14 protein-coding genes are annotated in these 12,551 nt (G+C 31.3%); 9 read left to right on the plus strand and 5 right to left on the minus strand.

Features of this window, described 5'->3' with window-relative positions:
* Positions 1-52: 52 nt before the first annotated feature.
* Positions 53-1,108, minus strand: a complete 1,056-nt coding sequence (locus tag AC3VI6_RS12865; protein ID WP_497704953.1) for an IS110 family RNA-guided transposase — start codon at positions 1,106-1,108, stop codon at positions 53-55.
* Positions 1,109-1,431: 323 nt separating this feature from the next.
* Between AC3VI6_RS12865 and AC3VI6_RS12870 the strand changes: the two genes are divergently transcribed.
* The 3 genes from AC3VI6_RS12870 to AC3VI6_RS12880 are packed head-to-tail and all read left to right on the plus strand — an operon-like array spanning position 1,432 to position 2,591.
* A complete protein-coding gene (locus AC3VI6_RS12870; RefSeq protein ID WP_497706497.1) occupies positions 1,432-1,806 on the plus strand; it encodes a hypothetical protein in 375 nt (124 codons plus the stop codon).
* A 33-nt stretch (positions 1,807-1,839) separates the two neighbouring features.
* Positions 1,840-2,382, plus strand: a complete 543-nt coding sequence (locus tag AC3VI6_RS12875; protein ID WP_497706498.1) for a DUF2975 domain-containing protein — start codon at positions 1,840-1,842, stop codon at positions 2,380-2,382.
* A 2-nt stretch (positions 2,383-2,384) separates the two neighbouring features.
* On the plus strand, positions 2,385-2,591 hold the full coding sequence (locus AC3VI6_RS12880) for a helix-turn-helix domain-containing protein (protein ID WP_497706499.1): 207 nt from the start codon (positions 2,385-2,387) through the stop codon (positions 2,589-2,591).
* 53 nt (positions 2,592-2,644) lie between these two features.
* Here the strand turns inward: AC3VI6_RS12880 and AC3VI6_RS12885 are convergent, their stop codons facing one another.
* Entirely contained in the window at positions 2,645-3,610 is a 966-nt protein-coding gene (locus AC3VI6_RS12885) for an IS110 family RNA-guided transposase (RefSeq protein ID WP_497705913.1), read from the minus strand.
* 354 nt (positions 3,611-3,964) lie between these two features.
* Here AC3VI6_RS12885 and AC3VI6_RS12890 point away from each other — a divergent pair, with 354 nt between their 5' ends.
* The gene (locus AC3VI6_RS12890; protein WP_497705926.1) at positions 3,965-4,375 is read left to right on the plus strand and encodes a hypothetical protein; all 411 of its coding nucleotides are present in this window, start codon (positions 3,965-3,967) and stop codon (positions 4,373-4,375) included.
* Positions 4,365-4,538: a hypothetical protein gene (locus tag AC3VI6_RS12895; RefSeq protein WP_497705925.1), complete on the plus strand. Its 174-nt coding sequence runs from the start codon at positions 4,365-4,367 to the stop codon at positions 4,536-4,538. Before AC3VI6_RS12890 ends, AC3VI6_RS12895 begins: the two co-directional genes overlap by 11 nt.
* A 336-nt stretch (positions 4,539-4,874) precedes the next feature.
* Here AC3VI6_RS12895 and AC3VI6_RS12900 read toward each other — a convergent pair whose 3' ends face one another.
* Positions 4,875-5,930 carry an IS110 family RNA-guided transposase gene (locus tag AC3VI6_RS12900; protein WP_497704953.1) on the minus strand — a complete coding sequence of 352 codons (1,056 nt, stop codon included), beginning with the start codon at positions 5,928-5,930 and terminating at the stop codon, positions 4,875-4,877.
* A gap of 258 nt (positions 5,931-6,188) precedes the next feature.
* Between AC3VI6_RS12900 and AC3VI6_RS12905 the strand changes: the two genes are divergently transcribed.
* Positions 6,189-7,172, plus strand: a complete 984-nt coding sequence (locus tag AC3VI6_RS12905; protein WP_497706500.1) for a YwqG family protein — start codon at positions 6,189-6,191, stop codon at positions 7,170-7,172.
* 165 nt (positions 7,173-7,337) lie between these two features.
* Positions 7,338-8,114 carry a DUF6090 family protein gene (locus AC3VI6_RS12910; RefSeq protein ID WP_497706501.1) on the plus strand — a complete coding sequence of 259 codons (777 nt, stop codon included), beginning with the start codon at positions 7,338-7,340 and terminating at the stop codon, positions 8,112-8,114.
* 51 nt (positions 8,115-8,165) lie between these two features.
* Here AC3VI6_RS12910 and AC3VI6_RS12915 read toward each other — a convergent pair whose 3' ends face one another.
* Positions 8,166-9,131, minus strand: coding sequence for an IS110 family RNA-guided transposase (locus AC3VI6_RS12915; protein WP_497705913.1), 966 nt, complete (start codon positions 9,129-9,131; stop codon positions 8,166-8,168).
* A 373-nt stretch (positions 9,132-9,504) separates the two neighbouring features.
* Between AC3VI6_RS12915 and AC3VI6_RS12920 the strand changes: the two genes are divergently transcribed.
* Together AC3VI6_RS12920 and AC3VI6_RS12925 are read left to right on the plus strand one after the other, a co-directional pair.
* A complete protein-coding gene (locus tag AC3VI6_RS12920; RefSeq protein ID WP_497706502.1) occupies positions 9,505-9,738 on the plus strand; it encodes a hypothetical protein in 234 nt (77 codons plus the stop codon).
* Positions 9,739-10,052: 314 nt separating this feature from the next.
* Positions 10,053-10,976 carry a hypothetical protein gene (locus AC3VI6_RS12925; protein WP_497706503.1) on the plus strand — a complete coding sequence of 308 codons (924 nt, stop codon included), beginning with the start codon at positions 10,053-10,055 and terminating at the stop codon, positions 10,974-10,976.
* Between the two features lie 344 nt (positions 10,977-11,320).
* Here the strand turns inward: AC3VI6_RS12925 and AC3VI6_RS12930 are convergent, their stop codons facing one another.
* Positions 11,321-12,376, minus strand: coding sequence for an IS110 family RNA-guided transposase (locus AC3VI6_RS12930; protein WP_497704953.1), 1,056 nt, complete (start codon positions 12,374-12,376; stop codon positions 11,321-11,323).
* Between the last annotated feature and the right edge of the window lie 175 nt (positions 12,377-12,551).

Genomic DNA, 12,551 nt, shown 5'->3' on the forward strand with positions numbered 1-12,551 from the left:
GTGATATGGACTCTAAATACTTCTTTTCTGAGCTTTGTTATTGATTTATATACTATTCTATAACTCCTATCTCATAAGGAGTCTCTGTTTTGATAACGGCCAAAGTTCTACTAAGTAACTTACGAGCTATCTTTATGATTATCTTCTTAGTATCCTTACCATAATGCTTTCGGTAATAATGCTGCATCACTGGGTCTGTTCGAATCGCCTGCCATGAGGCTTCTATAAAATATGATCGCATTAATCGATGTGCTCGTGGCGTTATACCTATCGTTTTATAATTATCACCACTCTGATAAATACCTGGAGCTAACCCTACATAACCTGCCAAGTGTTTTATGCTATTAAACCTGCGTAAATCTCCTAATTCACTAATAATTCCACAAGCTACAATTCCACCAATACCCGGTATGCTTCTAAGCAAATAATAATCTTTCTTAAAATGCTTACGACAATAAGCTCTTAACTGATTACTAACTAAACGTAAATCTTCATCTACAAATCGAAAATAACGCATCCTACTCTCTAAGCTTGCTTTTGCTATTGCATATTCAAATATTATATCATCTAACCACCCCCGAAAACCATGACTCCAATGGTCATTATCGTACTGTTCTGGAACTTTTATTCCAAAGTAGAGCAACTGCATTTTTATGTAACTCTTGATACGTCTAAAATCCTTTACCAAATCATTACGCCTACGAAATAAACTACGCAAAGCTTCACGATGCTCATCGGGCACATAAATACTACTTAATCGACCATCTTTCAATTCTCTACTAATCAACTGTGCATCTATACGATCGGTCTTTGTAAAACGCTCTTTCCCCTTACGATGGATATCGGCAGGATTAACTACTAAAGAGCGCCAGCCATAACTCTCAAAACAACGATGGGCATAATAGCCACAACATCCTGCCTCATAAGCTGTACTTACATCATATCCCGAAAAATGTCTATCAACATAAGCTTTCAATTGCAAAGGGTCTGGTGGCATACTAAAACTTTTGCCAGAAAATAGATCTGTTGAACAATGAACTTTCCAGCTGCGCTTGTGTATGTCAATTCCTATATATAATTTAGTGTCGGCAGTAATTTGAGTATTCATATCTTTATGTTTTTGTGAACTTTAAAGATACTCGTCTTACTGCTTTTTCATGGATGCTATAAGTAATTGCTTCTACTCGCCTACTTCTGAAAATCCTTGCGGATTTTCAGTTTGGTGTGTACTTGCAAAGTTAAGAGCTAAACCACGCAACTACTCATAGCCGAGACCGTTGTGTGTAATTTAAAAAAAACGGCTCTGAAAATCAAATAGATAAAAATAAATTCATTGATTTTTAATGTTTAATTATTGTTTTACGATAATTTATTATATATTTGCAATAATAATTTGTTGTTATAATTAAATATTAACTTAAAAATCAGAATATGAAACTTATTGAATTTGAAATCCAAAACAAAAAGGTTTTACTTGAGAGAAACCTTATCGGAACAGAAACTATTTCCGTTGACGGAGAAGTAATCAACAAAAAATGGAATTTATTTAGCACAAATCATAATTTTAGGTTAAATAATAAAGATTACAACCTTAAATATATCTACAAAGATGGTTGGAAAAAATTTATCGGAACCCCAATCTTTCAAATAAGTACTAATGAAAACATAGTCTCAGAATATCAGATTAAGAATGTACCTTACTTGACTTTTCAATTCGGTTTAGGACTTTTAATAGCCTATGTAGCTATTTCTTTGTTGTTTTCGTTCATCGAATCTGCAAAAAGAGGATTCGTTTTTCATGCTTAATAATCAAACTCTACTAATCAAAGTCTTATCATAATGAACAGTAAAACAAAAACAATCAAAGGTCTAAAAGCATTTAATACTTTTTGCTTTTTAGGAATAGCATTTGCAGTTATTAAGTTGCTTACCTATTTGACTTGGGTTTTTCAACTCATAAAAGATTGGAGTTTACCAGAAACACCTTTCTTTTCTAAAGTAAGTTTAGTCAATAGCAAAGTAGAAATAACACCTACAATTTATGTGATTTTTGCTCTTGCTTACATTATTATTTTTTGTTTCATAATAATTGGTTTATACCAATTAATTAAAGCCACAAAATTATTAGCAAATAATCAAATTTTTAAAGAAGGAACTAGTATTGCTTTCAAAAGAGCTGGTACATCATTTCTTATTTTCGCATATGGAACATTTATTATTGATTTCATATTTCTTCTTTGGGGACAAACGTCCAACAAGTTATTTAACTTATTATCAACAGAGTTAATTCTATTCTTAGTTTTAGGATATTTAATGTACTTTTTTTCCAGTATTTTTAAAGAAGGAGAGGTTATCAAGAAAGAAAACGATTTAACGATTTAATTATGGCTATCATTGTTAATTTGGACGTAATGCTTGCAAAACGAAAAATGCAATCGAAAGAATTGGTTAAAATCCTCGGAATTACTCCAGCAAACCTTTCAATATTAAAAACAGGTAAAGCAAAAGCGATTCGATTTACAACTTTGGAGGCAATTTGTGAGGCACTTGAATGTCAACCAGGCGATATTTTAGAATATAAAAAAGAATAAAAACTACACACAACAAAGAACTGAGGTAAAAAACAAGTAAATTTTATACTTTTTTAAACCAAAGTACTTTTATAATTTGCATCATAAGGCAAACCACTTTTTACTATTGCAAAAGCTTGTTTTAGTAGCTTATTACACACCGCTATTAAAGCAAGTTTTTTACTCTTACCCTTAGCTACAATTCGGTCATAAAGTTCTCTACATGTTTTGTTGTATTTACAAGCATTAAAACTACACATAAACAATAAATTTCTAAGCTTTGGATTACCCATTTTACTTATTCGAGGTCTTCCTTTTATACTACTGCCTGACTCTCTAATAACAGGAGTTATACCTGCGTAACTGCACAGCTCCTTTGCCGAAGTAAAGCGCTTAAATCCATCGGTAAAAACTAATAACATTAATGCTGTTTTACCCCCTATTCCTGGAATTGACTTTAATAAAGTCAATTCTTCTTGATAGCTCTTTTTTACATTCTCTAGCAACAAATCTTCTAATTTAACCATCTCTTTTTGTATATTTTTTAGTTGCCTTTTTAAGGAACTAACTACCAATTTTGATGGAGTTCCTAATACTGATTCGCCATGAAGCTTATTCTTTAATTGAGTAGATTGTTTCGTATAAACACTCAACAAACGTACTATTTGTAAACATTCTTGTTGTTCCTTGCTTTCTCCTTTCCATATAGAAGGGGCTTGACTTACACCATAATTATATAGCTGCTTTGCATCACTCTTATCCGTCTTTACTTTTGATAAATTCATTTGAATAAAACGTTTTATCTTCAACGGATTTTCTACTGATACCAAAACTCCTTTTTCTGTTAAAAAATAAGCTAATCGTACATGATAATACCCTGTGGCTTCCATTATACAATGAGTTAAATCACTTGTGATTAACAACAGCTCTTTAAAGCCTGATGAATCATTTTTAAACTGATACCAATTACCTTGATAATCATACACATCTAAAACATCTTTACTTACATCGATTCCTAAAAATTGTTTATTTTTACTCATAAGAAAAAAGGATTGGAAAGAAAAATAACTACTATCAATTCAACAACTTGAAATCGAGATCTTGGTCTCACAGAACTGAACGAATTTAAAGTAGTAAAGCGTAGGGATTATCAATGTTGACGAAATCTAGGTTTCAACGTATATCATAACCTTACTCTACGCTTTTTTCTTTCTGGTTTTTATTACTAAAGTTAAACAATTGCTAACTTAAGATGTATAACCGCAATTACGGTGGATTCGACTACGTCCGAATCCACTCGGAATTGCTAACGTCAGTGCTTAACCGAAAATCATTAACTTTAATCCCGTAACTGACGGTTATACGAGACCGTTGTGGTGCATTAAAAAAACGAAATGAAAATCAAGAAAAGTAATCTTCTTTTTATAATATTTATGTTATTCTTTAGTATTTACACTTTTCGGAATTACATAGTTGCTTTCTATTACACTCATTTAAATGAGAATAAAAAAATAGAAATTTTAGAAATAGATGAAAATCAGTTCAATAAATATCAAGACATATTAAAGATTACTAAATTTAAAAATAAACCTAGTTTTATATATTTCAATACTAGATTTGACTTTGAAAGATTGGAAAAAGATGCACCAATATTGAGAAGTATTTATAAAGAATATGGCGAAAAATTAAACGTTATATTCATAGCAAATGGACTAGATGATGAGCCTGAAGAAGAAAAAAGGTGGATTGCCAAAATAAACAAACTTAATCTCAAAGGAATCCATATATATCAGTTTGACAGATGATTACAAAGATTTTGATACATATTTCAAAGAAGTAAATCATTCAGTTGGAAAAAGCACAACCTATATACCTCATTATCTTCTTGCAAATAGAGTTGGAAATATAACCGACACAATATTTGAAGGAAAAATTGATTTAGTAAAAATTAAACAAATGACAGAATAAAACGCACCACAACAACGGCTCCTATGAAAAGCACTAGTCTAGTTTTTCAAAGTTACTATATTTATTTTTAATTCTTACATAATAATAATTTTAGGGTGTTGAATTGTTGATAATTCCGAAGGATTATCAATACTTCAATACCTTATAACTTGCTCCGCATCCTATATGTGATCAACTCTATTGGTCGTCACCAGCATCTGTATGATTATAAGTTATAATAAGTCCAGCCACTTGCTATAAAAATGTGATCTTCGGGTTAATTTTGAAGTCACCCACGTTGTTTTGTGATATGGACTCTAAATACTTCTTTTCTGAGCTTTGTTATTGATTTATATACTATTCTATAACTCCTATCTCATAAGGAGTCTCTGTTTTGATAACGGCCAAAGTTCTACTAAGTAACTTACGAGCTATCTTTATGATTATCTTCTTAGTATCCTTACCATAATGCTTTCGGTAATAATGCTGCATCACTGGGTCTGTTCGAATCGCCTGCCATGAGGCTTCTATAAAATATGATCGCATTAATCGATGTGCTCGTGGCGTTATACCTATCGTTTTATAATTATCACCACTCTGATAAATACCTGGAGCTAACCCTACATAACCTGCCAAGTGTTTTATGCTATTAAACCTGCGTAAATCTCCTAATTCACTAATAATTCCACAAGCTACAATTCCACCAATACCCGGTATGCTTCTAAGCAAATAATAATCTTTCTTAAAATGCTTACGACAATAAGCTCTTAACTGATTACTAACTAAACGTAAATCTTCATCTACAAATCGAAAATAACGCATCCTACTCTCTAAGCTTGCTTTTGCTATTGCATATTCAAATATTATATCATCTAACCACCCCCGAAAACCATGACTCCAATGGTCATTATCGTACTGTTCTGGAACTTTTATTCCAAAGTAGAGCAACTGCATTTTTATGTAACTCTTGATACGTCTAAAATCCTTTACCAAATCATTACGCCTACGAAATAAACTACGCAAAGCTTCGCGATGCTCATCGGGCACATAAATACTACTTAATCGACCATCTTTCAATTCTCTACTAATCAACTGTGCATCTATACGATCGGTCTTTGTAAAACGCTCTTTCCCCTTACGATGGATATCGGCAGGATTAACTACTAAAGAGCGCCAGCCATAACTCTCAAAACAACGATGGGCATAATAGCCACAACATCCTGCCTCATAAGCTGTACTTACATCATATCCCGAAAAATGTCTATCAACATAAGCTTTCAATTGCAAAGGGTCTGGTGGCATACTAAAACTTTTGCCAGAAAATAGATCTGTTGAACAATGAACTTTCCAGCTGCGCTTGTGTATGTCAATTCCTATATATAATTTAGTGTCGGCAGTAATTTGAGTATTCATATCTTTATGTTTTTGTGAACTTTAAAGATACTCGTCTTACTGCTTTTTCATGGATGCTATAGCTCATTGCTATTCAATTGCTTAATCAGAAGTAAAGGCATATTTGGAAAGTCGCCAAATTTTTAAATTTGACGATTTCCAACAAAAAAGATAAATAGTAAAATTTAAAAATCTGGCTTGTGCTCAACCGAAAATTAATCGCTAATTTGCGCGCAACGAGCCATACACAAGACCGTTACCACCAATTAAAACCCAACGATGAAAATAACATTTTTTATAGTTATTTTAATTTTATCAGTTATTGTTAAAATACTTTCTGAAAAAAATAAACAAAAATCCGATTCTAATAGAAAAAGAATGGAACAAAAAGCTATTGAAGTAAAATATGAAAAACAGATTGGTATAATTAACTCAAAAGAAAAAATAGAAACATTTTTCAATCAATTTAATTTAGCAAAACATTGGAATAATTTTGAACCTAAAATAAGAAGTGAAATAAATATAGAAACATTTGAAAATAGCAATATTGAATTAGGAAAATCAAAATTTGGAGGACAGCCTGACTTACCTAAAAATGTAGAGTGGTTTAAAGAAAAAAATGGAAAATCATTATCTTTTATTGCTCAATTAAATTTGAGCGAAATTAAAAATTTGGAAAGTTCTATAAGTTTACCAAAAAAAGGTATAATTTATTTTTTTTATTCTTCAGAGCAAGAATCTTGGGGTTCAGATTATAATGACAAAGATAAATTCAAAGTATATTATTCAAACGACTTGAATAATCTTGAAAAAAAACAAATCCCATCAGATTTTAGTGAATTTGGAATTTATAAGTCCTGTGAATTAACTTTTTCAAATTCTTACAGCTTACCAAGTTGGGATAATGATTTTGTTTCAAAAGAATTAAATCGAGAGGAAAAAGATATATATAACCTTATAACTTATCCTCAAGTTAACCATAAAATTTTGGGATATTCTAATAATGTACAAGGAGAAATGGAGTTAGAATGTGAATTAGTAACTAAAGGTCTTTATTATGAAGACTATAGAGCTTTTGATTCTCAAAAAAAAGAGGAATTCGAAAGAAAAGAAAAAGAGTGGAAACTTCTTTTACAAATTGATTCAGATGACAAAACAGAAATGATGTGGGGAGATTCTGGAAGATTATATTTTTGGATTAAACAAAAAGATTTAGAAAATTTAGATTTTGATAAAGCTTGGTTTATTTTACAATGTTATTAAAAAAACTGGTGGTAACACCGTATATAATTTATTGCTAGTTCTAGCCTACTTACGAAAATCCTCGCGGATTTTCTATTCGGTTTATATTTGCTAAATTTAGTGCTTAAACCACGCAACAAACCATATACAACAACGTTGTGCTTCATTATCAGAAACCGCTAACCAATGATTAAATTCTTTAGAAAAATTAGACAAAAAATGCTGACTGAAAATAAATTCAGTAAATATCTACTTTATGCTATTGGAGAAATTATTCTTGTAGTTATTGGAATTTTGATTGCACTTCAGATTAATAATTGGAATGAAAATCGAAAAGTAAAAAAACAAGAAGCTCAAATTTACACAGAACTAAGAAGTGATTTACTACAAACAAGAAATGATATAAACGAAACAATTTCCAAGCATAAGGAAATATTCAAATCAAGTCAACAACTTATAACTGACATCTATGATAAGAAATCAAATTCTCAAACAATTTATGAGTCATTGACAACTTCTAGTGCTGAATTTCAAATTATTCCTAAAACAAGTGCTTTTGAAAATTTAAAAAACATCGGATTAAACACTTTATCTAATGACAGTCTACGTATTGCCATAACCAATTTATTTCAATTAAATTTAAAGCGATTAAATGATGAACTTGGGATGAAACAAGCTGAAATTAATATGACAAAACTTATTCAGCCTTTTCTATTCAAGTATTTGATTGCGGATTATAGTCAACCAACAAAATATGGATTTATACATTCTGACTCTATATCTATTTACAAATTGAGAATAAATAATTACGATAAATTTTTAAATGACAATGACCTTATGAAGGCTTTACAGTTATCACTCTACAATAGAGGTAAAATAATTGATGAAGAAATAGAGACTGTTAAGGAAATAGATATCGTGATTTACAGAATTGAAGAAGAACTTAAAAAATTGAAAAAATAACGAAAGCACAACAAAGAACTGAGGTAAAAAACAAGTAAATTTTATACTTTTTTAAACCAAAGTACTTTTATAATTTGCATCATAAGGCAAACCACTTTTTACTATTGCAAAAGCTTGTTTTAGTAGCTTATTACACACCGCTATTAAAGCAAGTTTTTTACTCTTACCCTTAGCTACAATTCGGTCATAAAGTTCTCTACATGTTTTGTTGTATTTACAAGCATTAAAACTACACATAAACAATAAATTTCTAAGCTTTGGATTACCCATTTTACTTATTCGAGGTCTTCCTTTTATACTACTGCCTGACTCTCTAATAACAGGAGTTATACCTGCGTAACTGCACAGCTCCTTTGCCGAAGTAAAGCGCTTAAATCCATCGGTAAAAACTAATAACATTAATGCTGTTTTACCCCCTATTCCTGGAATTGACTTTAATAAAGTCAATTCTTCTTGATAGCTCTTTTTTACATTCTCTAGCAACAAATCTTCTAATTTAACCATCTCTTTTTGTATATTTTTTAGTTGCCTTTTTAAGGAACTAACTACCAATTTTGATGGAGTTCCTAATACTGATTCGCCATGAAGCTTATTCTTTAATTGAGTAGATTGTTTCGTATAAACACTCAACAAACGTACTATTTGTAAACATTCTTGTTGTTCCTTGCTTTCTCCTTTCCATATAGAAGGGGCTTGACTTACACCATAATTATATAGCTGCTTTGCATCACTCTTATCCGTCTTTACTTTTGATAAATTCATTTGAATAAAACGTTTTATCTTCAACGGATTTTCTACTGATACCAAAACTCCTTTTTCTGTTAAAAAATAAGCTAATCGTACATGATAATACCCTGTGGCTTCCATTATACAATGAGTTAAATCACTTGTGATTAACAACAGCTCTTTAAAGCCTGATGAATCATTTTTAAACTGATACCAATTACCTTGATAATCATACACATCTAAAACATCTTTACTTACATCGATTCCTAAAAATTGTTTATTTTTACTCATAAGAAAAAAGGATTGGAAAGAAAAATAACTACTATCAATTCAACAACTTGAAATCGAGATCTTGGTCTCACAGAACTGAACGAATTTAAAGTAGTAAAGCGTAGGGATTATCAATGTTGACGAAATCTAGGTTTCAACGTATATCATAACCTTACTCTACGCTTTTTTCTTTCTGGTTTTTATTACTAAAGTTAAACAATTGCTAACTTAAGACGTGTATAGCTCATTGCGGCTGAATTCCTAATCGGAATTCATTGCAATTTGCTATCTTTCGGTTACGGCGGAAAATCCTCGCGGATTTCCCGCAACGAGCCATACACAAAACCGTTGGCATTCATTGGCGGAACGAAATATAAATCGAAAAATATAAAGAATGAAAAAAGGTGTGAAAATTATTTCTGAAATTTCAATTATTTTATTTGTTATTTCTTTAATTGTAAGCAAATTTAATGAATCAATTGAATGGAATAGTAATGGATTGAGAAATATTCTTGTTTTAATTTACTTAATTACAAGCTTATATTATTCTAAAATGGAAATTAAAGATAAGAATAGAGAAATTCAAGAACTGAAATTAAAACTGAAACAAAGCAAAAAGGAAATATAATAAGAAATTTAGCCAGTTGAGAAATTACGTACTCAATTGGAATTGAAAAAGTTTGCGGAATTGAAAATTGAATTGAAAAGCAAAACTTGAATTTAGTGCGGAATTTATCAAAATGTTGAATTACTCACTCTATAACAATTGAAAAGGTTTGCGGAATAAAAAAAACGAAATGCCAACACAATATATAATTTATTGCTGGCTTATTGCTTACTTACGAAAATCCTAGCGGATTTTCAGTTCGGTGTGTACTTGCAAAGTTAAGTGCTAACCCACGCAACTACTCATAGCCGAGACCGTTGTAGCCAATTTGAGAAATGAAAACACTAACCAAAATTATATTATTGACTTTTATGGGATTATTTACCTCTTGTTTTGGACAGAAAGAAGAACAACATATTTATTTGGCAGGTTGGGAAGCTGAATTTAACGGAGATGAACAATGCCAAAAATTTCTCGAAACACAAGTAGTGGATAAAGAAACTGCAAACAATATTTGGAGTTCAATCGACCTTGTTTTCAAAAACGGAAAGCTCGTAAAAGCATACAATAATGATGAGGGTTTTAAATCTGAAAGAGAATTAAAAGAAAGTGAAATCGGTTTTGAATTTCAAAAATTAAAACCAAACCAAATTTATAGTCTTAATCAAGTATCAAAATCTGAAAGCTATTTAGGTGGCGAAATTCCAGTAGAATTCAACATCCCAAAATTTGAATTTAATGCACCATTTCAATATTTAGGGAAATTCTCAAAATCTGAAGAAGCTTTTAATTGGCTTCCGTTCGATTTGCATATTGCAGCACCAATTTACTTGAATTTTAACAAGCTATTTATAGATTATTCCGACCCTTTAAATCCTAAAGTGTTAAATATCGAGGAATTAAAACAAACGGACAATTCGTATGACGATTTAAGACCAGATTCGGAAATAGTTTACGAAAAAGTTTACATAACAACCGAAAAAGAAACTAACTTTGGCGGAATTGGACATACGGCAGTTCCTAATTGGATTCAATATCCTGACATTCCTTCTTGCCCAAAGACAAAGAAAACAATGCAATTACTTTGTCAGCTAACTTATGACGGAGTCGATATAAAAACCAATCGGACAAACGTTGAACCGAAAGAGGAATGGTATAAACAATATTTTGAAAATATGAACTTTTGGGGAGACGGAGACTTATATATATTTTTTGAACCCGAAAGCAAAATAATGTGCTTTATAATTCAACATACATAAATAAAAAAAACTGGCTACAACAATGGCTCCTATGAAAAGCACTAGTCTAGTTTTTCAAAGTTACTATATTTATTTTTAATTCTTACATAATAATAATTTTAGGGTGTTGAATTGTTGATAATTCCGAAGGATTATCAATACTTCAATACCTTATAACTTGCTCCGCATCCTATATGTGATCAACTCTATTGGTCGTCACCAGCATCTGTATGATTATAAGTTATAATAAGTCCAGCCACTTGCTATAAAAATGTGATCTTCGGGTTAATTTTGAAGTCACCCACGTTGTTTTGTGATATGGACTCTAAATACTTCTTTTCTGAGCTTTGTTATTGATTTATATACTATTCTATAACTCCTATCTCATAAGGAGTCTCTGTTTTGATAACGGCCAAAGTTCTACTAAGTAACTTACGAGCTATCTTTATGATTATCTTCTTAGTATCCTTACCATAATGCTTTCGGTAATAATGCTGCATCACTGGGTCTGTTCGAATCGCCTGCCATGAGGCTTCTATAAAATATGATCGCATTAATCGATGTGCTCGTGGCGTTATACCTATCGTTTTATAATTATCACCACTCTGATAAATACCTGGAGCTAACCCTACATAACCTGCCAAGTGTTTTATGCTATTAAACCTGCGTAAATCTCCTAATTCACTAATAATTCCACAAGCTACAATTCCACCAATACCCGGTATGCTTCTAAGCAAATAATAATCTTTCTTAAAATGCTTACGACAATAAGCTCTTAACTGATTACTAACTAAACGTAAATCTTCATCTACAAATCGAAAATAACGCATCCTACTCTCTAAGCTTGCTTTTGCTATTGCATATTCAAATATTATATCATCTAACCACCCCCGAAAACCATGACTCCAATGGTCATTATCGTACTGTTCTGGAACTTTTATTCCAAAGTAGAGCAACTGCATTTTTATGTAACTCTTGATACGTCTAAAATCCTTTACCAAATCATTACGCCTACGAAATAAACTACGCAAAGCTTCACGATGCTCATCGGGCACATAAATACTACTTAATCGACCATCTTTCAATTCTCTACTAATCAACTGTGCATCTATACGATCGGTCTTTGTAAAACGCTCTTTCCCCTTACGATGGATATCGGCAGGATTAACTACTAAAGAGCGCCAGCCATAACTCTCAAAACAACGATGGGCATAATAGCCACAACATCCTGCCTCATAAGCTGTACTTACATCATATCCCGAAAAATGTCTATCAACATAAGCTTTCAATTGCAAAGGGTCTGGTGGCATACTAAAACTTTTGCCAGAAAATAGATCTGTTGAACAATGAACTTTCCAGCTGCGCTTGTGTATGTCAATTCCTATATATAATTTAGTGTCGGCAGTAATTTGAGTATTCATATCTTTATGTTTTTGTGAACTTTAAAGATACTCGTCTTACTGCTTTTTCATGGATGCTATAAGTAATAGCGACTTGGTTTTTTAATTCAAGTCGCTATTTTTTTTATTTTGTAAATTACTTTCCGAAAGTGATCGCAAAAATTTCGCTAATACTCATACACAAATACGGTTATAT

Source organism: Tenacibaculum sp. TB-56 (assembly GCF_059716275.2).